Below are 22,701 nucleotides of genomic sequence, written 5' to 3'. Positions count from 1 at the left end.
TAATTTATACGGCCCAGAACGAAATCGTCACGTTCTTTCCCGCCCGCTTCAGGTGCTCCATCAGCGCCTCTACGGTTTTCGTCTTGGTCTCCGCGGTAATGTCGGAGCCGGTATAGGCCGGGTTATAGGCGTTGCCGAAAAAGAGGTTGATGTCGGTAGCCCAGGTAAAGAGCAGGCGGCCAAGCTGGGCAGCTCCGTCCTTCTTCTGCAGCATCTCATGGAAACACAGGCGGTCTTCCCGGAAATCTTCGCAGTATTCCAGCAGACGTTCCAGGGTCAGCAAGCCTTCCGTCACCAGATCTGCCCCGGGCAGGCGCATCAGGGAGGGCACGTCATCCACCGCGGATCCTTCGATGGTGGTCAGAGGCTGACGCAGATACCGGGCCGCGATTTTCGCCGTGGTGCCGCCGCAGATCACATGCTTTCCTTCCTTCTTCCAGAAGCTTTCCATATAGGTGGAATCCTGCTCAGAAGTAGTGGGCGGGCCAATCATCAGATTGACCGTCTGCTTTTTGCAGAAGCGTAAGGCCAGAACCGTCAGGTCGTCGTCGGTCTCCTCCAGATTCAGGGCCAGTCCCGCATAAGCGATAGCTACAGCCATTTCCTGGGCGCTCATACCCGGGCGGTACTTCTTCTGACAGAAGCGTAAGACCTCATTGCGGCCCCAGCCACCGTCGGTGGTTTTTCCCATTCCCGCGTTGGTGACGCCGTCGGACATGAGAATCAGCATGTCATTTTCCCGCAGATCAAAGGTGCTTTCGTGGATCACCTTTTCCTTCAGGGTGAAGGTGGAATAGGGGTAGGCCGTTACCTTGCCGTCCCGGATCAGGATCGCGTCCGGGTTGTCGAACTGGTAGAGCAGGGCCTGCCGTCCCCGGATATCCAGCACGGTGAAGGTGGAGTAGGCCAGATGCCGGACGCTGCAGACCGGAAGCGTGTCGGCCACGGCAGCCACCGCGTCGTGAATGGGAAGCTTTTTGATAATCATATGGCTGAGCATCCGGGCGGTCAGAGTGGAGAGAATGTTGGCTTTGACGCCGCTTCCCAGGCCGTCGGACAGCACCAGCACATGATCCTCCTCATTTTCGGTGATGTCAAAGAAATCGCCGCAGATACTTTCCCGTTTTTTATTGAGGCTTATCCAGCCGAAATCCGTCACCAGTCCGTGGAAGGAGACGTTCAGACGGTAATTTTTGTCCTTATTCATCGAAATCCTCATCCTCTCTGAGAATGGTGCGCTTCAGCTGTTCCACTGCCACCTTGGTGTCGGCGGCGGTTTCTCCCAGGAGGCTTGCGATCTGATGAACCAGCTTCAGCTGCTCGGCGGCCAGCTTGTCAGCCATGGCGGCCGCGTTGTTCCGGGCTTTCCGGATCCGCAGCTTTTCCTCCATTTCCCGGGTGATGTCCTTCATGACACAGAGAATCAGCTGATTTTTCCGATCGTTGGCCAGAGTCCGTTCCAGATAGATCTTCCGATCCTCCAGGTAAATCTGATCGTCGGAACGGTTTTTGTCGAAGGAAATCAGGTTGACCAGGGAATAATCGTCCATAAGATCGGAAACCGGCGCGCCAATCAGCTCCTTCTTATGCAGGGGATCGAACAGATCCCGGGCGGCCTGATTCATGTGGATAACCTTCAGCTGGTAATCAACCGTGACCAGAATGCCGGGCATTACATTGATGATTTTATTGGAATAGCTTTCCTGGCGCTCCCGCATGAAGGGGACGCACATGGAGATCTCCGCCTTACCGGACAGAACCGCTCGGGCCTTTTCCCGGCAGGTATTGTAGCCGCAGGCGCCGCAGTTCAGTTCGTCCTCCGGCGTGAATTTTCCCATCTGGGCCAGTACCTTGCGGATCTCCTCTTCCGAAGCCGGTGTATCCTCCCGCCGCAGGACAAAGGTATCGTAATGGCGGCTGATATCGGTCAGAGCAGCCGCGGAGAAGTCGTCCTTTTCATAATCGGAAATTCCGTTGCTTAAGGAAGCGTTCTGGAGACGGATCATGCCGTGAAGGAGGCCGGTCTTCGTTCGCCGGAAGGACGGCCCGCCGATACAGCCATTGGGACAGGCGTTCAGCTCCAGAAAGCAGTTGGAATAGCTCTTGGGGTTCTCTGTCAGCTCCTTTAGAATCTGCTTGCAGCTGTCGATCCCGCAGGCAGGCAGAGCGCGCTGGTGGGCGGAAGGGTGCATGGCCATGGTGAAGCCGCCGGACATGGCGGCTATCCGGGACAGACGGATATCGGCGGCCTGTCCCGGCAGGGGAGGCGTAAGGGTCTCTACCTGCACCTGGGCGGCCGTAAGCCATTGCTGCAGCTCACTGAAGGTGATGACATAGTCCACATAATTTTCATGCTCCCGCATCTGGGCCAGACCGGAGATACAGGGAGAGATGGAGAGGATCCGCGCGTTCGGATACTGCTCCTTCAGATATTTCCCGTGGGCCTGCATGGAGGACAGCACCGGGGCCAGATAGGGGATCAGATCCGGGTAGCGTTTCTGGATCAGCTGTACGATAACCGGACAGTTGGAGGAGATGGTGGGCAGCCTCTGTGCCCGCTCATTGATCAGCCGTTCGTATTCGGTTTTAACCAGGTAAGCGCCTGCGGCCGCGTCAAAAGCGTCGGAGATTCCAAGCTTTTTCAGGGCGGCAGTCAGGGCCGGAAGACTGTCGGGGCCGAATTCTGCCACGTAGGCCGGGTGAATGGAAGCAATGACCTGTCCGCCTGCCTTCAGAAAGTCATGGATCTTCGGAATCATGTTCAGCTCTTCCTTGGCGTTCTGGGGACAGACCAGGGTACATTTTTCACAGAGGATACACTGATCCTCCAGAATCTGCGCCTGATGGTTGGAGATCCGGATCGCCTTTACGGGACAGTTCCGGACGCATTTATAACAGTTCTTACAGTGTACCTTTTTAAATCTTAAAAAGGAAGTGTCGGCATAGATTGGAGACATGGAAAAACCTGCCTTTCCTGTGTGTGATAATAAAATACAAACCTGTCAGAGAAAACATTTCAGCCCTCGGGCTTCGTCCCGGCGAACAGCTTCATCCGGTCCCGCCTTGCCGCGCAGACCAGGGTGAGGCCGTATTCTTTTGCGAGGGCGATGGCTTCCGCTGTGGGCGAGGCCTTGCTTGCGAGAATGGGGATTCCGGCCCGGATAGCTTTCATAGCCATATCAGTGGGAATCCGGCCGCTGGAATAGACCATGCACCGGGAAAGAGGAATCCCGTGACGCAGGGCATAGCCAATGGCTTTATCCAGGGCATTGTGCCGGCCGATATCCTCGCATTGGAAGAGAAGCTGGCCGTCCTTTGCCAGAAAACAGCTGTGGGTGGCCCAGGTCTGTCCATGGAGAGGCATACCTGCGTGGAAGCGGTCGGCCAGATCAAAGACCTGCTCTGCCTTCCAGGAAATGGGAGTCACCGGCTTTACCGGCTTCCCGGTCAGAAAATAATCATTTAAAATATGATTCCCGGTGCAGCAGGAGGGCGTAAGCTCTGTAAAGGGCTCCGCGGAAGTGCTGGCATTTCCCCCCTCTTTTTCACACAGCACCACCCGGGCGCGCCGTCCGTGCTCACAGATATAGATTTGCTCCACATCAGAAGCGTCCTCCAGGATTCCTTCGGTCAGAAGGCGGCCCAGCACCAGCTCGGTCAGATACTGGGGAATACAGACCAGCTTCATAGTCAGCCGATCATTGAGATAGACGTCCAGGACATGCTCTGTGAGAACCGGTTCGGACTCGGTATGGCAGTCGCCGTCTCGGTCGATATAGGTATAGGTTTCCGCGGAAAGAAGCGGAAGCTTGTCGTATAATTCATTGATATACATGGGATTTTATGCTCCTGAATAATGTGGGGCTTCCCGCCCCGTCTCCATTATACATGGGTACTTCGGGCGTGTCAAATCTGTGATTGTGAAAAAGTACCAGAAAATCAAAAAAATAAATCGCCTGATTTGTAATAAGTGTTGATTTGCGGGCCGAGATCGGGTACCATAGAAGACAGAGGATTTGGAAGCTGTCCGCGTTGGAAAAAGCAGACGGCAGAATAAGGGAGGAACGATAGCATGGGCAGGATCATGGCAGTAAATATCAGTGAGAAAAAGGGTACGCAGAAGAAAAACGTACATTCCGCAAGGGTCATAGAGGACTGGGGACTGGAAAACGACGCCCACGCAGGCAAATGGCACCGTCAGGTGAGCCTGCTGTCCTATGAAAAAATCGAGGACTTCAAGGCAAAGGGAGCGCCGGTGGACGAGGGCGCTTTTGGGGAAAATCTCATTGTCCAGGGAATCGATTTGAGGAAGCTTCCCGTAGGGACGCAGCTTCAGTGCGGGGAGGTTCTGCTGGAGGTAACACAGATTGGAAAAAAATGTCACAGCGGCTGTGAGATTTTCAAGATTATGGGAGACTGTATTATGCCGAGAGAGGGAATTTTCACCCGGGTATTAAAGGGCGGCGTCATTTCCGATGGCGATGAAATCCGGGTGATAAAGCGTCCCAGACGGGCGGCAATTCTGACGGCCAGTGATTCCGGCTACGCAGGGGAGCGGGAGGATTTAAGTGGTCCCGCTATTCGGGAGATCCTGGAGGCAGGCGGCTATCAGGTGGTGCATACGGCGCTTCTGCCGGACGACCGGGAAAAGCTGGCGGCGGAGATGGCGCGGATTGCCGATGAGCAGGTGGCGGAGCTGCTTCTGACCACCGGGGGCACCGGATTTTCTCCCCGGGACTGTATGCCGGAGGCAACCATGGATATCGCGGAACGGATGGTTCCGGGAATCCCGGAGGCCATGCGGGCCTACAGCATGACCATTACTCCCAGAGCTATGCTGAGCCGGGCGGCTGCCTGCATTCGGAAGGGTACGCTGATCATCAATCTGCCGGGCAGTCCCAAGGCAGTCCGGGAATCCCTGGAATATATCCTGCCGTCCCTGGGACACGGACTGGATATCCTGACCGGGGAGGCGGCCAACTGTGCCCGAAAGTAAGCGGCCGGGAGAAGGCATTTCTCTGGTGGTGCTGGCGGGGGGAAAAAGCAGCCGTATGGGAAGCGATAAAAGCGATCTGCCCATCGGGGAAAGTACCTTTCTGGAATGGCAGATCCAAAAGGGTCGGGAACTGGGAATCACAGATATTCAGGTGTCCGGCTACCGGGGAGCATGCTGCAGTGCGCCGGTGACGCCGGATCGGTTTCCGGGGAAGGGACCGCTGGGAGGACTGGAAAGCTGCTTCCGTCTGGCGCGGGAGAGGCAGGTTCTGGTGCTGGGCGTGGATATACCGCTGGTTCCGGCGGAGGAGCTGGAAAGACTGATGAAGCGAAGCCTGGAAAAGGAGAAGAAAGCGGTGATTCTCAGACACAGGGGAAAGGAAGAGCCCCTGGCAGGCGTCTACGATAGGGATCTGGCAGATGAAATGCTGGCAGAGATCCGGGAGCGGAAGGGCTCGGTTTTCGCGTTTCTGAACCGGATTGGCTACGAGATCTGTGACAGCACCGCGCCGGAGGAATGCTTTGCCAACATGAACCGGCCGGAGGATTACCGGCGGATTATGCAAAAAAGTTAGCGAAGAGTAACCGATATGTTTTAGAAAACATGACGATTGCACAAAAATGACAAAAAAGTAACGGAGATAATTGTTGATTTTATACAAAAATGGCTGTATACTGTTAGTGTATTATTAGAACGGTTACAGCCGTTTTGTAGTTGGGTGAAACTAATGTAAGGAGGGTAAATATAGTATGCTTGATCAGTCCTATTACGCGAAAGCGGATGAGATCATGGATCAGTACGGCAGAAAGCCGGCGTCCCTGATTCCGATTATGCAGGAGATTCAGGGAGCGTACCGTTATCTCCCGGAGGAGCTTTTAAGCTATGTGGCAGATAAAATCGGGGTGACGGAGGCCAAGGCGTTCAGCGTCGCTACGTTCTATGAGAATTTTTCTTTTGACGCCAAAGGAAAGTATGTTATCAAGGTATGTGACGGAACTGCCTGTCATGTGCGGAAATCCATGCCGGTGCTGGAGGCCCTGTACGCAAAGCTGGGCTTAAGCAAGACCAAGAAGACCACAGATGACATGATGTTTACGGTGGAGACCGTATCCTGCCTGGGAGCCTGCGGACTTGCGCCCACCATGATGGTAAATGAAGAAGTGTATCCCTGCATGACGCCGGAGAAGGCGGCGGCAGTGATCGACCAGTTAAGAGGAGGTGCCGGAATTGATCCAGAATAAAGAACAGCTGCGTGAGCTTCATGAGGAAGCGGTACAGGAACTGAATTCTTATGACTGCCGTATTCTTGTCTGTTCCGGTACAGGTTGTATCGCCACCGGATCCAATAAGATCTACGACAGATTCTTGGAGATTACCGAGGACGCGCCGGGCGTAACCCTGGAATTTGTTCCCCACGACGAGAAGGAGCACCTGGGCGTAAAGAAGACCGGATGTCAGGGCGTCTGTGAGCTGGGTCCCCTGGTCCGTATCCAGAAAGGTCAGGATGTGGTTCAGTATGTGAAGGTACAGCTGGACGACTGCGCCGAGATTTTCGAAAAGAGCGTTCTGGGCAATGAAGTCGTAGAGCGTCTTCTTTATCAGAAGAGCGGCAAGGTCTGTAAGGGGCCGGACGATATTCCGTTTATCGCGAAGCAGACCCGTATCGTGTTAAAGAACTGTGGTAAGTTCGACGCGGAGTCCTTAAAAGAATACATAGCCAGCGGCGGCTTTGACGCGCTTCAGAAAGCCATGTTTGAGATGACGCCGGATCAGGTCATCGAGGAGGTAGACCAGTCCGGACTGCGCGGACGTGGCGGCGGCGGCTTCCCGGCAGGCAAAAAATGGATTCAGGTTGCCCGCCAGGCAGATCCGGTACACTATGTAGTCTGCAACGGCGACGAAGGCGATCCGGGAGCCTTCATGGACGGCTCCGTTATGGAGGGCGATCCCTACCGTCTGATCGAGGGTATGATGCTGGCAGCCTACGCAGTGCGCGCTGAGAACGGTTACATCTATGTACGTGCCGAGTACCCGAATTCTGTGGCAAGATTGAAGCATGCCATCGCCGTTCTGGAAGAGGCCGGACTTCTGGGCGATCATATCCTGGGCACAGATTTCAATTTCCATATGCATATCAATAAGGGAGCGGGAGCCTTTGTATGCGGCGAGGGCAGCGCCCTGACAGCCTCCATCGAGGGAAGCCGGGGTATGCCCCGTGTCAAACCGCCCCGTACGGTAGAGCAGGGACTGTGGGCGAAGCCGACGGTTCTGAACAACGTGGAAACCTACGCCAATGTTCCGGAGATTATTATGAAGGGACATGAGTGGTACCGCAGTATCGGTACGGAAGGGTCACCGGGAACCAAGACCTTCTCCCTGACCGGAAGTATCGAGAATACAGGCCTGATTGAGGTTCCCATGGGAACCACCTTACGCGAAATCATTTTCGATATCGGCGGCGGCCTGAAATCCGGCGCGGCCTTTAAGGCGGTTCAGATCGGAGGCCCCTCCGGCGGCTGTCTGACAGAGCAGCATCTGGACGTTCCCCTGGATTTCGATTCCGTCAAGAAGTACGGGGCCATCGTGGGCTCAGGCGGACTGGTTGTCATGGATGAGCATACCTGTATGGTAGAGGTGGCGCGTTTCTTCATGGGCTTTACCCAGAGGGAATCCTGCGGAAAATGTGGTCCCTGCCGGATCGGAACCAAGCGTATGCTGGAGCTTCTGGAGAAGATCGTGGACGGCAAGGGAGAGATGGAAGACCTGGAGAAGCTGGAGGAGCTGGGCCATTTTGTAAAGGACCGTTCTCTGTGCGGACTGGGAAAGAGCGCTCCCCTTCCGGTCTTAAGTACCATTCAGAACTTCCGGGACGAGTACATCGAGCATATCGTGGACAAGAAGTGCGTGGCTCATGTATGTAAGTCCATGCGCGTATACGAAATCGACCCCGACAAGTGTAAGGGCTGTACCAAGTGTGCCCGCAACTGTCCGGTGGACGCTATCAGCGGCCAGCGCAAAGAGCCCCATGTAATTGACGCTTCCAAGTGTATCAAGTGCGGAACCTGTCTGGAGAACTGCGCCTTTGATGCGGTCATTTTGAAATAGAATTACTGTTCACAGATACTATTCCGCGAGGTGTTTTGGCATGTATATGCCAAAATCCCGAGTTATTTAAGCGCGAAATTACGCAGTAATTTCTGTGCATCGCGAAGCGTATTACTGTGAACGTAGTGAACAGTAATAAAAGGAGGATGGATATGATTCATTTGACGATAGATGGAATCCCTGTAGAGGTGGAAAAGGGTACCACGATTCTGCAGGCCGCCAAGCAGATTGGCGTGAAGATTCCGACCCTTTGTTATCTGGAAAATGTGCTGCCCGATGGTTCCTGCCGTCTCTGTGTCGTGGAAGTAACCAACAATGGCAGAACGAAGTTTGATACGGCCTGTACCCTGCGTTGCTCCGAGGGCGACGAAGTACAGACCATGTCTGAAAAGGTTGTAAAATACAGAAAAGAGACCCTGGATCTTCTGCTGTCCGATCACCGGGTACACTGCTTCTCCTGTGAAGCCAACGGTGACTGTAAGCTGCAGGATTACTGCTTTGAGTACGGCGTAGAGAAGACCAGCTTCCCGGGCGAGATGAACAACGCGCCCATCGACGATACCAATAAGTTTTTCACCTACGATCCCAGCCTGTGTATTTTATGCCACAGATGTGTTAATACCTGTAAGGAAATCGTAGGACGCGGAGCTATCGATACCATGAACCGTGGATTCCAGTCCGTCATCGGCGCTCATTACAAGAATACCTGGAATGAGGGAATCTGTGAGTCCTGCGGTAACTGTGTGCAGGCCTGCCCCACCGGCGCCCTGACCATGAAGCGCAGAAAGAAATACCGCCCCTACCAGATCGACAAAAAAGTACTGACCACCTGTCCCCACTGCGCGACCGGCTGCCAGTATTATGTACTGGTGAAGGATGGCAAGGTAGTAGATACAGAGGCCTATAACGGCCCCTCCAACAAGGGACTGCTCTGCGTTAAGGGACGCAGCGGAAGCTTTGACTTTGCCCAGTCTCCGGAGCGTATCAAGTACCCGTTGATCAAAAATCAGGAAACCGGAGAATTTGAGCGGGCTACCTGGGACGAGGCACTGGATCTGGTGGCTTCCAAATTCATGGAGATCAAGAAGCAGTATGGCCCGGATTCCTTGGCTGGATTTGCCTGCTCCCGATCCCCCAACGAAGACATTTACATGGTACAGAAGATGGTCCGTACCTGCTTCGGTACCAACAATACCGATAATTGTGCCCGCGTCTGCCATTCCGCGTCCGTAGCAGGTCTGTATATGACCCTGGGCTCCGGCGCCATGACCAATCCCATCGAGGATATCACGAAGAACGCGGAAGTGATTATGCTGGTAGGCTCCAACCCGGAGGAGGCGCATCCGGTAGTCGGTATGCAGATTCGTCAGGCAGTGAAGAGAGGCTGCAAGCTGATCGTGGTGGATCCCCGTGATATCGGTCTGGCCAAGAAGGCGGATATTCATCTGAAGCTGAAGCCGGGTACCAACGTAGCCTTTGCAAACGGTATCATGCATGTCATTATCGAGGAAGGTCTGCAAGACGAGAAGTTCATCGCGGAGCGTACCGAAGGTTATGAGAAGATCCGGGAGATTGTAAAGGATTATACGCCGGAAAAGGTGGCGGAAATCTGTCATATCGATCCGGAAGAGCTGAGAAAAGCAGCGATTCTGTACGCCAAGGCTGACCGCGCGCCGATTATCTACTGTCTGGGTGTAACCGAGCACTCCACCGGTACCGAGGGCGTTATGTCCATGTCCAACATGGCAATGCTGGTAGGCAAGCTAGGACGTCCGGGCTGCGGCGTGAACCCGCTCCGTGGACAGAACAACGTACAGGGAGCCTGCGACATGGGTGCTTCCCCCACAGATTTCCCGGGCTACCAGAAGGTTGCCGCACCGGGCGTGGTAGAGAAATTTGAAAAGGCCTGGGGCGTTCCGCTGAGCCACAATGTGGGAACCCACGCAACCGACGTATTCCCCAAGGCTATCAATAAGGAGATTCGCGGTCTCTATATCTACGGCGAGGATCCGATTGTGACCGATCCGGATACCAATCACATTATCAAGGCGCTGAAGAGTCTGGACTTCTTCGTGCTTCAGGAGCTCTTTATGACAGAGACCGCCCAGTACGCAGATGTAATCCTTCCGGGCGTCAGCTATCTGGAGAAGGAGGGAACCTTTACCAACACCGAGCGCCGCGTGCAGAGAGTCCGCAAGGCGATCACCGTACCGGGTGAGATGCGTCTGGATACCGATATCATCATCGACCTGATGAACCGTATGGGTTATCCGCAGCCCCACCTGACCGCTGCTGAGATTATGGACGAAATTGCTTCTGTAACGCCCAGCTTCGGCGGCATCAGCCATGCCCGCCTGGACAGCGAAGAGGTGGGCGGCAAAGGCTTACAGTGGCCCTGCCCGACCAAGGATCACCCGGGCACCCCGATTATGCATGTGGGCAAGTTTTCGAGAGGCCTTGGCTGGTTCTACCCGGCTGAATATGTGCCTTCCGCAGAGCTTCCGGATGAGGAATACCCGATTATCCTGATGACCGGACGTATCCTGTATCATTACACCACCCGTGCCATGACCGGCAAGACGCCGGAGCTCATGGAGATTGAGGGACACTCCTTTATCGAGATGAACATCGTGGATGCGGAGAAGCTGGGAATCAAGAACGGAGACCGGGTTCGCGTATCCTCCAGACGAGGCAGCATCGAATCCACCGCCCGTGTGGGAACCAAGACCTCTCCGGGCGAGAGCTGGATGCCCTTCCACTTCCCGGATGGCAACGCAAACTGGCTGACCAACGCGGCTCTTGATAAATACGCGAGAATCCCCGAGTACAAGGTCTGCGCGATTAAGATTGAAAAAGCGTAAAATAAATTTTTCTGCCAGCAGTGTTTATCTGCTGGCAGTTTTTATGTGGATGCGTGTGCTGGTATTTTTGTTATATTAGAAAAAACACTCTGCCTGCAAACTGTAAAAAAGACGAAAAAACTGAAAAATAATCGACTTTTTATAAACAAAAAGCCAGAAAAAACAAAGAGTAAAGGATGAATAGGTGTATATATTTAATGATTTCCGCAATAATTATGACAAAACTTAGTATTCTTGCACAAATCCTGCACTGATATAATGGATACATGTTAAGAAGGTGAAAGAAAATGGATTTGAACCCCAGAGAAATTATTTTTATTCAACATTTGTTGGAAGAAAAACAATATCGACCGTTAAGTTTCTATGCGCAAAAGATAAATGTTACAGTACGAACGCTTCGTACAGACTTAAAAAATATAGAGGAATGTTTTAAAACGATAGGCATAAGACTGGAGCGGAAAAGTGGCCGGGGGATTTTATTGGAAGAGGACGCAAAAGAAAGAGTAGAGCTTCAGCAAAATATATTTACGAACAGGCAGAATAAGAATTGTTTGACGCCCGTTGGAAGAAGAAGGGAAATATTATATGACCTCTTAACTGAAACAGACAGTTCTTTTTCCATTCAAAAATTATCGGAAAAATTTTATGTCAGCCCTGCAAGTATTGTAAATGACTTAAAATATATTGAAAAGTGGCTGAACCATCATGGATTGCAATTATTGCGCGGTACAGCAGGTACGAAAGTTGAGGGAGGTGAGACTCAGGTACGAAAGGCCATCGTAGATTTTATTGAGGGAAATGGGTTTGAAAATACGATGCAGCTACAGAAGCTTGACTCACAGAAAATTGAGCGGATGACGGTGGAAAGCCTGTTAACTTTTTTCGGGACGCAGGATATGCATTTTATGGAGGGAGTGCTGAATTCTCTGGAGAAGAGATGCGGGAATATAATGTTTACGCGTCAGGCCCCTACTCCTCTTCCTGTAGTTGGAGGACATGAGATTGCAGGAGAGATAGCCGGGATTGGAAGCGGTGTTGATAAGGACGAATATGAAGTTGGGAAAAAGGTTGCGGTTCGACTCATCAGCAGCTGCGGAAAGTGCTATTACTGCAGACACGGAGAAGAAAATCTGTGTACAAATATCAACGGCGGAAAGAGCAGGCAGTCAGAAATCCCTGGTTCAGGCGGTCTGGGGCAATATGTAACAGTTCCTGTTCAGAAAATCTGGGATATTCCGCAGGATTTACCGGTAGAAAGAGCGGTATTTGCCGAGCCTTTAGCTTGTGTTTTGAACAGTATTGAGAAAGGAAAAATCCAACTTGGAGATGACGTAGTGGTAATTGGTGGCGGTATTATGGGTATGCTGCATATAATGTGCGCGAAGCTTTCCGGTGCCCGTGTTACACTTTCCGAACCGGATCCAGAACGGAGAAAGATTGCAGAAGAGCTGGGATGCGATTATACAATCAATCCGATGGAAATGGATCCTGTAGAGTTTGTGAAAAAAATTACTAAAAATATTGGAGCAGAGGCAGTCTTTAACACAACTCCTATTTCCGCAGTGGCCGCACAGGCTATTCAGATGGTTGCGCCCATGGGAAGAGTTGTCATGTATTCATCGCAGCACCCGGATAAACCGGTAGAAGTAAGTCCCAACTGGTTACATAAAACAGAAGTGATTGTTACAGGCGCTGTAAGTCCGAGCGTTCGTTCCTTTGATCGTTCTGTCAATTTGATTTCTAAAAATTTGATTGACACCAGCAGACTTGTATCGGGTGTATTTGATTATCATGATGGAACGGAGGCGTTTGAAGCAGCGATTCGTCCGGATACATTCCGGATTGTTGTGAAATTTGCATAATTATGAAACGGACGATAGTTATGGAAATGGGACTTCATGTTGGGCCGAGCTATGAACTGTCAAAACTTGCAAAAAAATATCCGTGTAAAATCAGTGTAAAGACACGTCATGGGGTGTTTAATGTTAAGTCAGGATTACAGTTGTTACAGGCTGGTTTGGAGCCATATGAGACGGCAGAATTTTATTATGACGGAATAGGTGAAGAAGAAGCTGATAAAGCAATAGAAGATTTTTTACAGCAGTTCTTTTGCGATGAGGAGGAAAAAAGATGTTGATTTCAATGAAATATACTCTGAATGAAGCCAGAGAGAAGCATTATTGTGTTCCGGCTCTTGGCATCGGAAATGAGCATAATTTAAGAGCGTGTCTGAGCGCGGCAGAGGCGAAAAGATCACCGGTTATTTTGCTGGTAATGTATGGAAATAATCCGGATATAGAGTATTTTGGAAGGATTGCCACAGACCTGGCCAGAAGAGCTACGGTTCCCGTATCGATAATTCTGGATCATGGAGCAAAATATGAGCATGCGGTGGCGGCAATTCGAGCAGGCTTTACAGATGTGATGCTTGATTGTTCTTCTTTGCCTTATGAGGAAAATGTGGCTCAGGTAAAAGAAGTTGTGAAAGTGGCACATGCAGTTGGAGTTGGTGTAGAAGCTGAGCTTGGTCATGTGGGGAGTGGTTCAGCTGGAACAGAACTAAACGGAGAAGGTGCAGGAGACAGCGTATTTACGGATCCGCAGGAGGCTGTTAAATATGTGAAAGAAACTGAGGTCGATGCCCTTGCTGTGTCAATCGGAACAGCTCATGGCGCATACAAGGGTATTCCGCAGCTGCAGTTTGAGTTACTGCGGGAGCTGAGAGAAAAAGTATCGGTTCCGCTGGTTCTTCACGGTGGTTCAGGAACAGGAGATGAAAATCTGGCCAAAGCCTGTAAAATGGGTATTTGCAAATTGAATATCGCATATGATTTATATCGAGGAGGTATTGACAATTTGTTATCCCATGATGTATCTGGTAATGGCGCCTACGGATTATATAAATTTTTAGCTCAGGGAATGCAGGAAGCTGCAGAACATGCAATGGAAATTTGTGGCCCGATTGGTAAAGCCTGAGCTGAAGGAGGCTGAATATGGTTTCTGGAAAGGTAGTTGTTGTTAATCCTACGGGATTACATGCAAGGCCTGCAGCTAAATTTGTTACAGAGGCAAAAAAATACAAAAGTACGATAACCATTAAGAAAAATGATAAAACCATAAATGGAAAATCGATTATTCAAATTATGTCTGCCGGAATCTCAGCAGGAGTAGAGATTCTAATTGAAGCAGAAGGACCGGATGAGGAAGTTGTTGTAAGAGATTTGATTGGGTTAATTGATTCCGGTTTTGGGGAAATTTGATTTCTGTTAAATAGAAAATAGCTCTGTTAAAATAGCCGTAGCAGAAAGAAATTGTAGAGATTTCGGTTTTGCTGCGGTTGTTTTTGGTTGCGTCATTCTATATGCCTGCGGATTGAAATTTATTACTTTAAAAAGCATATTATTTATGCTATAGTTATATACAGCGCCGCAGTGCGCGGTAATTTGCGCAGGCAGAGGAGAGAAAAAGTTATGCCGATTAAAGTACAGAGTGATTTGCCGGTAAGGGCAATTTTGGAACAGGAAAATATTTTTGTTATGGATGAAACCCGGGCGCTGAGCCAGAATATCCGTCCGTTGAAGATCGGAATTCTGAACCTGATGCCCTTAAAGGAGGACACAGAGCTTCAGATTTTACGTTCCCTGTCCAATACGCCGCTGCAGCTGGATATTACCTTTATCACGGTCAGCAGCCATGAGTCCAAAAATACGGCACAGAGCCACATCAATAAATTTTACGAGCCCTTCTGCGAGGTAAAGAAGCGCCGCTTCGACGGCCTGATCATCACCGGAGCGCCGGTAGAGCAGATGGAATTCGAAGAAGTAGATTACTGGGACGAGCTGGTAGAGATTATGGACTGGGCCGATGCCCACGTAACGTCCACCTTCTTTATCTGCTGGGGAGCCCAGGCAGCCATGTACCATTTCTATGGCCTGAAGAAGCGGCTGCTGCCCCAGAAGCTGTTCGGACTCTACCGTCATCAGGTAGAAAACCGCAAGGAGCCTCTGGTGCGCGGCTTTGACGATGAATTTTACGCGCCCCATTCCAGACATACGACCGTGGACGCGGAAGAAATCCGCGCCTGCAAAGAGCTGACCGTTCTGGCGGAATCCGATGAGGCCGGCGTCTTTATCGCCATGGCAGAGGAAGGCCGCAAGATCTTTGTGTTCGGACACCCGGAGTATGACCGCCTGACCCTGGAGAAGGAGTATATGCGGGATAAGAACAAGGGCCTGGATATCCAGCTGCCCAAAAACTATTTCCCGAGCGATGACAGTGACAACCGCCCGCTTCTGATGTGGAGAGCCCATGCCAACACCCTGTATACCAACTGGATCAATTACTATGTATACCAGAATACCCCGTATGAGTGGGATGATGAGGAGTAACTGAAAAAAATAAGAAGGAAACAGAAAGAAGGAGCTGCTGCTCCATAGGTGAGTAATCATCTATGGAGCAGCAGCTCCGGTTTAATATTGCAGAGAAAATTTTTTACTGAATAGGTTCGAAATCCACAGCGCCATGCTTGCACAGCGGGCAGATGATATCCTCCGGAAGCTCGTCACCTTCGTAGATATATCCGCAGACCTTGCAGACAAAGCCCTTTTTGCCTTCTGTTTCCGGCTTCGGTTTTACGTTCTGCTGATAATAGGTATAGCTCATGGTTTCCCGATCGCTCATGACGCGGGCTTCGGTAACGCTGCAGATGAACATACCATGGGTACCCAGGTCTACATACTGCTCCACCTTCAGGGACATAAATGCGTTGATATACTGATCCAGGAATACCAGTCCATTTCCGGAGCGGTTGATTTTCTCGCCTGCGAACTTATCCACGGTCCGTCCGGACTGGAAGCCGAACTGCTGGAATACGGAGAAGGGCGCGTCCACGGACAGGCAGTTTACGTTCAGAATTCCGGTCTGCTGGATGACATGATGGGAATAGTTGGCTTTATTGATATTGACTGCCACGCGGTAGGGGTTGTCAGTCAGCTGGGTTACGGTGTTTACAATCAGGCCGTTGTCCTTCTTCCCGTCATGGGAGGTTACCACATAGAGTCCGTATCCGATACGGAAGAGGGCGGTCATATCATTTTTATTTGCCAGGGAATTATCTTTTGCGATATATTCCTTGCAAAGCTCGTCGGTCATGGCGTTGATCTGGCTGCGGTTTTCCGCCTTTACTGCGGACCAGATGTGGACGGAGTTTTTCAGCCAGGTGATGTTGCGGCATTCCGCCAGCATGTTTTTCATGATTTTGGCAGCCATAGGAGCCCAGGTGCCGTTTTCAATGAGACCTACCGTGCGGTTCTGGAAATTGTGCTCCACCAGACGGGTGATAAAATCATTCATAAACGGATAGAGGCTTGCATTGTAGGTTGTAGTTGCCAGAATCAGCTTGGAGTAACGGAACGCGTCGCTGAGGGCCTGGGACATATCGTCCCGGGCGAGATCGTAGACCACAACCTTCGGACAGCCCTTGGACTTCAGTTCGTCAGCAAAGAGAGAAACCGCAGCCTTGGTGTGTCCGTATACGGACGTATAGGCGATCACAATGCCGTCGTCCTCCGGTTTGTAGGAAGACCAGGTATCGTAGAGACTGATATAATGTCCCAGATCCTCGGTCAGCACCGGACCGTGAAGCGGACAGATTTTCTCAATATCGAGGGTGGCTGCCACCTTCAGAAGCTTCTGGACCTGAGCGCCGTATTTTCCCACAATGCCGATAAAATATCTTCTTGCCTCGTCATCCCAGGGCTCTTCTGCGTCCAGAGCGCCGAATTTGCCGAAGCCGTCAGCGGAGAAAAGAACCTTTTCCGTGCTGTCATAGGTGACCATAACCTCCGGCCAGTGCACCATGGGCGCGAATACGAAGGTAAGCTGATGATATCCCAGTGAGAGGGTACCGCCGTTGCTCATTTCGATCTTCTGACCCTCCAGGTCAAGCTCGAAGAAGTTGGTGATCATCTGGAAGGCTTTTGCGGTGGCAACTACGGTAGTATCCGGATAAACCTTCAAAAAGTTGGCAATATTTGCGGCATGATCCGGCTCCATATGCTGGACAATCAGATAATCCGGCTTCCGATCCCCCAGAACCTGCTGGATATTGTCCAGCCACTGATGGGTGAAGCCCGCGTCAACGGTGTCCATGACGGCGATTTTTTCATCGAGGATTACATAGGAATTATAGGACATTCCGTTGGGTACCCGGTACTGGCCTTCGAAAAGGTCGACCTGGTGATCGTTTACGCCTACATATTTGATGGTGTCTGTGATTTTCATAGCTGATACCTCCGGTTTTTACTTGATGGTGAAGCGGTGTTCTTAACTTGTTAAAATAATAACATACAATGGAAAATAATTCTGTTGCAAAAGTCACAAAAAGCGCGATATAATAGAAAAAAGGAGAATTGATATGGCACAGATTACGCTTTTTAAGGATATTCTTCCCGAAGAGCAGGAAAGAATGCGCATCTGCTTTCGGGCAAAGGAAATGTGTTTTCAGAATAACGAGACCATTCTGGAATACGCAAGCTCCATGAATCAGATTGGGGTGATCCTGTACGGACGGGCGGTTTTATATTATTGCGATGAAGAAGGAAATCAGTATCTGATCGACGAACTGAAAAAGGACGCGGTTTTCGGAGAGCCCTTTCTGCTTCCGGCGGATTCACAGAATTATTATGTGAGGGCAGAGGAAGAGACCGGGGTACTGTTCATTCAGTACGAGCATGTGATCAAAAGGTGTGAGAATGCCTGCCGGCATCACAGCCAGATGGTCAGCAATCTTCTTCAGATGATTGCCCTGCAGTCCCGGCAGCAGGTGCAGCGAATTTTTGTCCTGTCAAGAACCACAACCAGGAAGAAGCTTCTGGCATATCTGGAAAGCCTTTCTGAGGAGCTGCACAGCCGGAAGATCCGGATTCCCATGTCCTATACAGAGCTGGCCCAGTACCTCAGTGTGGACCGAAGCGCCATGACGAGAGAAATGAAGAGCCTGGAGAACGAGGGAATGCTGGTAAAGAATGGGCGGACGGTCTGTCTGAAATGGTAAAAAGAATGGAAACCATACCCAAAATGTAAAATTTGTGTTATAATATAGCATTAAATGACATCTGGAGGGGGAAGGTAGAAAGTGTCCTTAAAAGTAAGAGAAATATTGGAGCTGGCTGAGGCGAAGGGATGCTCACTGGCAGCCGGAAAGGGCGGGCTTGACCGTGTAGTCCGTTTTGTTGACTGTATGGAAATACCGGACATGAAAGCGTGGATGCGGCCAAATGTCTTCTATATTACAACCGGATATACCTATAGCAATTCAGAGAAAGAAATTATCCAGTTAATCCGAGATTTGTACGACGCCAAGGCGGCAGCCCTGGCGACAAAATATAAATACATCGGCTGTTCCCTGGAAGCAGCCATTAAGGTGGCGGATGAATTGCAGTTTCCGCTGATTCTGTGGCCGGAGGATCTTCCTTTTATAGAGATGAATTATCTTGTAATGGAGGCGCTTATCAAGTCGCAGAATAATCTGATGGATTCCATGCAGTCCCGGATTAAACGATATAATCAGCGGGAAATGGATCAGAGGTTATTTGTGGATCTTCTGACCGGCAATATCGCCCACGACGAGGAAGAAAATTACAGGCTCAAGGAACAGAGGTGGCCCCTGCCGCCTTATCAGATTATTTATATCGAGGTTGACCGGATCAAGCAGAAGCTGCATGAGCTTCGGGAGGAAGAAGCTCAGGAGCGGATTGAAAAGATAGAAAATCTGATAAGGGAGGCCTTTGCCGGAGAGCAGGTGGTTGTCCTGTCCAACAACGGAACCTTTCAATGTATCCTGAAGCGGACCGGGGATAAGGAGATCGGGGCGGATTATTTTGAAGCCATACAGAGTGAGATCTGTGAAAAAACAGGATACAGGGCGACCATAGGCGTGTCGAGGGCGGAGGATACTTATAAAAGATTCGGACAGGCCTATCAGGACGCAAGGGACGCGGTGGAAATCGCCGTATGTCAGAACCTGGAGTCCAGGGTGCTCTGTATCGAAGATGCCGGTTTCTGGAAAATTTTGAAAAAAATCAGCAAGCAGGATATGTGCCGGGAATTTGTGGAAGAAAAGCTGAACGCGTTTATTGAATACGATCAGGAGAATGAGAGAGAACTTCTGGAGACGCTGGAGGCTTTGGTCAACAATCTGGGAGCCAGGAATGTGACGGCAAACGCGCTGCATTTACATCGGAATACGCTGATATACCGGATTAAGAAGATTGAAAATCAGACAGGCTATGACTTGTCTGATCCCAACAGCATCCTGGAGCTTGCGTTTGCGCTCCGGATTATGAAATTTATGAAATAAAGGGCAGATGAAAAAGAAAACAGGCAGGCTTTTACCGGACAGGGAAGTCTGCCTGTTTTTGTAAAAATACAACAACTTAAAAATGTAACAATATGAAAAAACTCCGTCGAAATGTATAGATTATCATTTGCAAGTGAGAACCGTTGTGCATGGTGCATAAAAAACAGGGGGTTTATGGTGCGCAGGGAGCGTCGACATGAAAAGGAAAAATAGCAAGAGCTGAATGATCTTTTGGAAATCTGGATCCCATGGTACTGGAGGTTTCGGAAGATTATTTTACTGAAACGGAGGAAAAAGATGTGAAACAGAGAACGGGTACTGTAAATTGTATGATTGTAACGCTTATCCTTTGCATTATTGCGGAGCTGATTGGACCGTTGCAATTCAAGGTAATGGGAGTCGATGTAAAGATCCTGACCATGATTTGGGTTATCATTATGGGAATTTTATTATCCCCATCACTTCTGGGAAAAGTAATCCCGCCGCTTAAGAAAGTTATCGGCCACCTGAGATCAGCCGTGCACCCTACTTACTGTCCCTGACCTTATACCCCCTGGGCATCATGTTCGGTATCAGTGCAGGACCGAAGGTCGGAATCGTGCTTCAGGCAGGTCCGGCTCTGCTGCTGCAGGAGTTGGGTAACCTGGCAACTATGCTGATTGCGCTGCCCTTAGGTCTGCTGATTGGACTGGGAAGAAGTGCGGTTGGTGGAACCTTCTCCCTGTGTCGTGATACCGCGCTGGGAATTATCGGAGATAAGTACGGTCTGGAGTCCAGAGAAGGTATGGGAACTCTGGGAACCTACATCAGCGGAAGTGTATTCGGAACCTTATTCTACTCTTTCCTGGCACCCGTCGGCCTGCTTCTGGGATTCCACCCCTTCGCACTGGCTATGGCGTCCGGAATGGGAAGTGCGTCCATGATGAACGCAGCTACCGCTGCCCTTACCAGTGCTGCCCCGGCTATGTACTCTGAGCAGATTCTCGCATATTCAGCAACCAGTGGACTTCTGACTGCTGTAACGGGTGTGTATGTTGAGATGTTCGTGGCATTACCGCTGGCTAACTGGTATTATAAGCGCGTAAATCCGGGTATCGAGCGCTTTAGACAGAGAGTATTTAAGAAAGCACCGGAGGGAGAGGTATAAAATGGAAGCTGCAAAGGAAAAATCACTGCTTGAAACTATTTTAGAGCAGATTAAAATTATTGTCGTTATTTATGGAATCGTCATTGTGGTTCATATGGTTTCTATGGGAACCCCGCTTCCGGGTCTGCTGAAGTCAACCGTAGTAAGCTTTATCATGGTTGCAATCGCAATCGTTCTGAAGAACGTGGTAAAGAAACCGAATCTTCCGGGATTTGCGTGGGCTACCCTGGTGGCATTTGTTTTAACACTGCCGATCTCCCCGCTTTCCGATACGATCGTTGAGTTGATGAGCGCATACAGCTTCGGTCTGGTGGGAATCCCGCTGCTGAGCTTCGCGGGAATCGCGGTAGGAGAGCAGCTGGAGGTATTCAAGAAGCTGAGCTGGAAGATTGTAATTATTTCTTTCGTAGTTATGGCGTCTACCTATTTTGGTTCCGCAGCAATTTCCAATATTATTCTGGCTGCAAAGGGACTGATTTAATATAACATTTTGTGAAATTTTGAACAGTAACAGGAAATCCTGCGGGGATTTCCTGTTATAATAAAATTCAAATGAAATGGAGAGAAGCATATGGAGACATTAGAGACATTAAAACAGGAAATCAGTACACTTGCAGATGCAAGACAGGAAGAGTTTGAGAAGGTATGTAGCTATATTTTTGAGAATCCGGAGCTGGCGTTCAAGGAATATAAGGCTCAGGAAGCACTCTGTAAGCTTCTGGAAAGCAATGGATTTGAAGTAAAACGTGGAATTTCTGAACTGCCCACCTCTTTTGAGGCAGTATATGATACCGGAAAACCGGGCAAGACCGTAGCTCTGATGGGAGAGTATGACTGTCTTCCGGAAATCGGACATGGCTGTGGCCATAACATCATCGGAACCTCTGCGGCAGGAGCCGGCATCGTATTAAAAGAGGTTATGGAAAAGCACGGAATTGGCGGCGTGTTAAAGGTATTAGGCACACCGGCTGAGGAAAAGGGAAGCGGAAAAGCTATCATGGTTCGTCACGGCGTATTTAAGGGAATCGACACAGCGCTTCTGATGCATCCGACCGAGGCGTCCATGCCGGATGATATTTCCTTCGCATGCGTTACCCTGGAGTTCACCTTCAAGGGAAGTCCTGCACATGCAGCAGCATTCCCGTGGAAGGGAGCAAATGCTCTGAGCGGCGTACAGCTGATGTTCCACGCAGTTGATATGATGAGACTGCATTTCAAGGATTTCAGCCGTGTACATGGAATCATCACCGAGGGTGGTACCGCGCACAATACCATAACTGCAGAGGCAAAGGCTGTATTTAACATCCGTGCTCTGGAGTATGAGTATATGATGGAGCTGGTTGACATCATTAAGGACTGCGCAAGGGGTGCTGCAATCGCTACCAGAACAGAGGTTGAAGTACAGCAGTTAGATGAGGTTGTCAAGGATATCCGCAACGATAAGAGAATGGTTGACTATGTACGTAAGAACATGGAGTTCATCGGCGAGGATTACATCGAGCGTGATTTGACCCAGGGTATCGGTTCTACAGACGTAGGAAACGTATCTCATGAGATTCCGACCATTCAGTTCTATGTAAGACTGAAAGAGAATGTGGGAACACATACCAAGGAATTTGCTGAGGCAGCAGGCGGAGAAGAAGGAAAGCGTACCTTACATCAGGCTGTAAAGCTGTTGGCGATGAGTGCGTTAGACGTATTTAACGAATAATCCAATCCAACTATGAGAAACACGCTCCGCGAGTTTCTCAAGTTATCGCGGCAGTCGCCAAGGTCTCGTGCAAGCACGGACTTTGGCTCGTTGCTCGCGTAAATAAAAAAGCAGCGCGTCCTGTGAAATGGGCGCGCTGCTTTTTTAAACCTTAAAATTTTAAAACCGATGGCTCAGGAAAAAATATCCTGCCGCCTGCAAAACCAGGATAGCCGGCATTCCGATTACAAAATACCAATGCCTGGTTTTGTGACGGAAGAGCTGCATACCGGCGATGGCGCCGACGCTGCCACCCAAAAGAGCAGAGAGAAACAGGGTTTTCTCAGGAATCCGCCATTTGTGACGGCGGGCTTTTTCCTTGTCAATGCCCATCAGGGCGAAGGCAAAGAGGTTGATAAGAAGCAGATACATCGTAACAGGTGTAGAAAACTCCATAAGATTCCTCCCGGAAATATCATTTTGATAAGGGCTTTTCCCCTTTTAACAGCTTAAGCATACCACAATTATAAAGATTTTGTAAAG

21 protein-coding genes are annotated in these 22,701 nt (G+C 50.2%); 16 read left to right on the top strand and 5 right to left on the bottom strand.

The features are described from left to right. Positions 1–4: 4 nt before the first annotated feature. From ACTNCH_RS00950 to fdhD, 3 genes are read right to left on the bottom strand one after another with little or no spacing between them, the layout of a single operon-like run. Positions 5–1,207 carry a SpoIIE family protein phosphatase gene (locus ACTNCH_RS00950; RefSeq protein WP_441015609.1) on the bottom strand — a complete coding sequence of 401 codons (1,203 nt, stop codon included), beginning with the start codon at positions 1,205–1,207 and terminating at the stop codon, positions 5–7. Further along, positions 1,200–2,957 (bottom strand): [Fe-Fe] hydrogenase large subunit C-terminal domain-containing protein, encoded by a 1,758-nt coding sequence (locus ACTNCH_RS00945; protein WP_441015611.1) that lies wholly within the window; start codon positions 2,955–2,957, stop codon positions 1,200–1,202. Before ACTNCH_RS00945 ends, ACTNCH_RS00950 begins: the two co-directional genes overlap by 8 nt. Positions 2,958–3,016: 59 nt before the next feature. After that, a complete protein-coding gene (fdhD, locus tag ACTNCH_RS00940; protein ID WP_441015613.1) occupies positions 3,017–3,835 on the bottom strand; it encodes a formate dehydrogenase accessory sulfurtransferase FdhD in 819 nt (272 codons plus the stop codon). Positions 3,836–4,072: 237 nt separating this feature from the next. Here fdhD and ACTNCH_RS00935 point away from each other — a divergent pair, with 237 nt between their 5' ends. The 10 genes from ACTNCH_RS00935 (at position 4,073) to metA (ending at position 15,350) form a co-directional block, all read left to right on the top strand. After that, positions 4,073–4,996: a molybdenum cofactor synthesis domain-containing protein gene (locus tag ACTNCH_RS00935; protein WP_441015615.1), complete on the top strand. Its 924-nt coding sequence runs from the start codon at positions 4,073–4,075 to the stop codon at positions 4,994–4,996. After that, positions 4,983–5,570: a molybdenum cofactor guanylyltransferase gene (gene mobA, locus ACTNCH_RS00930; protein WP_441015618.1), complete on the top strand. Its 588-nt coding sequence runs from the start codon at positions 4,983–4,985 to the stop codon at positions 5,568–5,570. The genes ACTNCH_RS00935 and mobA overlap by 14 nt, the downstream gene beginning before the upstream one ends. A 175-nt stretch (positions 5,571–5,745) precedes the next feature. Continuing rightward, the gene (locus tag ACTNCH_RS00925) at positions 5,746–6,237 is read left to right on the top strand and encodes a complex I 24 kDa subunit family protein (protein WP_441015621.1); all 492 of its coding nucleotides are present in this window, start codon (positions 5,746–5,748) and stop codon (positions 6,235–6,237) included. After that, positions 6,224–8,101: an NADH-ubiquinone oxidoreductase-F iron-sulfur binding region domain-containing protein gene (locus ACTNCH_RS00920; protein ID WP_441015624.1), complete on the top strand. Its 1,878-nt coding sequence runs from the start codon at positions 6,224–6,226 to the stop codon at positions 8,099–8,101. The genes ACTNCH_RS00925 and ACTNCH_RS00920 overlap by 14 nt, the downstream gene beginning before the upstream one ends. Before the next feature lie 152 nt (positions 8,102–8,253). Beyond that, a complete protein-coding gene (gene fdhF / locus ACTNCH_RS00915) occupies positions 8,254–10,962 on the top strand; it encodes a formate dehydrogenase subunit alpha (protein WP_441015627.1) in 2,709 nt (902 codons plus the stop codon). Positions 10,963–11,249: 287 nt separating this feature from the next. After that, a complete protein-coding gene (locus ACTNCH_RS00910; RefSeq protein WP_441015630.1) occupies positions 11,250–12,824 on the top strand; it encodes a zinc-binding dehydrogenase in 1,575 nt (524 codons plus the stop codon). Positions 12,825–12,844: 20 nt separating this feature from the next. Next, a complete protein-coding gene (locus tag ACTNCH_RS00905) occupies positions 12,845–13,099 on the top strand; it encodes an HPr family phosphocarrier protein (RefSeq protein WP_441015633.1) in 255 nt (84 codons plus the stop codon). Then, positions 13,093–13,938 carry a class II fructose-bisphosphate aldolase gene (locus ACTNCH_RS00900; protein WP_441015636.1) on the top strand — a complete coding sequence of 282 codons (846 nt, stop codon included), beginning with the start codon at positions 13,093–13,095 and terminating at the stop codon, positions 13,936–13,938. The genes ACTNCH_RS00905 and ACTNCH_RS00900 overlap by 7 nt, the downstream gene beginning before the upstream one ends. A gap of 17 nt (positions 13,939–13,955) precedes the next feature. Next, complete coding sequence (locus ACTNCH_RS00895; RefSeq protein ID WP_441015639.1) at positions 13,956–14,222, top strand: HPr family phosphocarrier protein; 267 nt, start codon at positions 13,956–13,958, stop codon at positions 14,220–14,222. Between the two features lie 210 nt (positions 14,223–14,432). Next, positions 14,433–15,350 carry a homoserine O-acetyltransferase MetA gene (gene metA / locus ACTNCH_RS00890; RefSeq protein ID WP_441015642.1) on the top strand — a complete coding sequence of 306 codons (918 nt, stop codon included), beginning with the start codon at positions 14,433–14,435 and terminating at the stop codon, positions 15,348–15,350. A 103-nt stretch (positions 15,351–15,453) separates the two neighbouring features. Here the strand turns inward: metA and ACTNCH_RS00885 are convergent, their stop codons facing one another. After that, positions 15,454–17,244 (bottom strand): flavin reductase, encoded by a 1,791-nt coding sequence (locus ACTNCH_RS00885; RefSeq protein ID WP_441015645.1) that lies wholly within the window; start codon positions 17,242–17,244, stop codon positions 15,454–15,456. Between the two features lie 133 nt (positions 17,245–17,377). On the opposite strand from ACTNCH_RS00885, the gene ACTNCH_RS00880 reads away from it, so the two are divergent. The 6 genes from ACTNCH_RS00880 (at position 17,378) to ACTNCH_RS00855 (ending at position 22,179) form a co-directional block, all read left to right on the top strand. Continuing rightward, complete coding sequence (locus ACTNCH_RS00880) at positions 17,378–18,016, top strand: Crp/Fnr family transcriptional regulator (protein WP_441015648.1); 639 nt, start codon at positions 17,378–17,380, stop codon at positions 18,014–18,016. A gap of 81 nt (positions 18,017–18,097) precedes the next feature. Next, positions 18,098–19,321 (top strand): PucR family transcriptional regulator, encoded by a 1,224-nt coding sequence (locus ACTNCH_RS00875; protein WP_441015651.1) that lies wholly within the window; start codon positions 18,098–18,100, stop codon positions 19,319–19,321. 299 nt (positions 19,322–19,620) lie between these two features. Then, positions 19,621–19,863: a DUF3100 domain-containing protein gene (locus tag ACTNCH_RS00870; RefSeq protein ID WP_441015654.1), complete on the top strand. Its 243-nt coding sequence runs from the start codon at positions 19,621–19,623 to the stop codon at positions 19,861–19,863. Positions 19,864–19,883: 20 nt separating this feature from the next. Continuing rightward, complete coding sequence (locus tag ACTNCH_RS00865; protein ID WP_441015657.1) at positions 19,884–20,468, top strand: DUF3100 domain-containing protein; 585 nt, start codon at positions 19,884–19,886, stop codon at positions 20,466–20,468. Position 20,469: 1 nt separating this feature from the next. Then, complete coding sequence (locus tag ACTNCH_RS00860; protein ID WP_178039087.1) at positions 20,470–20,949, top strand: hypothetical protein; 480 nt, start codon at positions 20,470–20,472, stop codon at positions 20,947–20,949. A gap of 90 nt (positions 20,950–21,039) precedes the next feature. Then, positions 21,040–22,179: a M20 family metallopeptidase gene (locus ACTNCH_RS00855; protein WP_441015662.1), complete on the top strand. Its 1,140-nt coding sequence runs from the start codon at positions 21,040–21,042 to the stop codon at positions 22,177–22,179. Between the two features lie 159 nt (positions 22,180–22,338). Here the strand turns inward: ACTNCH_RS00855 and ACTNCH_RS00850 are convergent, their stop codons facing one another. Continuing rightward, positions 22,339–22,614: a DUF1294 domain-containing protein gene (locus ACTNCH_RS00850; RefSeq protein ID WP_441015665.1), complete on the bottom strand. Its 276-nt coding sequence runs from the start codon at positions 22,612–22,614 to the stop codon at positions 22,339–22,341. Positions 22,615–22,701 lie beyond the last annotated feature (87 nt).

Origin of the sequence: Candidatus Merdisoma sp. HCP28S3_D10, from assembly GCF_052065835.1 — a bacterium.
In the GTDB taxonomy this organism is placed as follows: domain Bacteria; phylum Bacillota; class Clostridia; order Lachnospirales; family Lachnospiraceae; genus Laedolimicola.
This window is presented reverse-complemented; position numbering and strand designations above follow the sequence as displayed.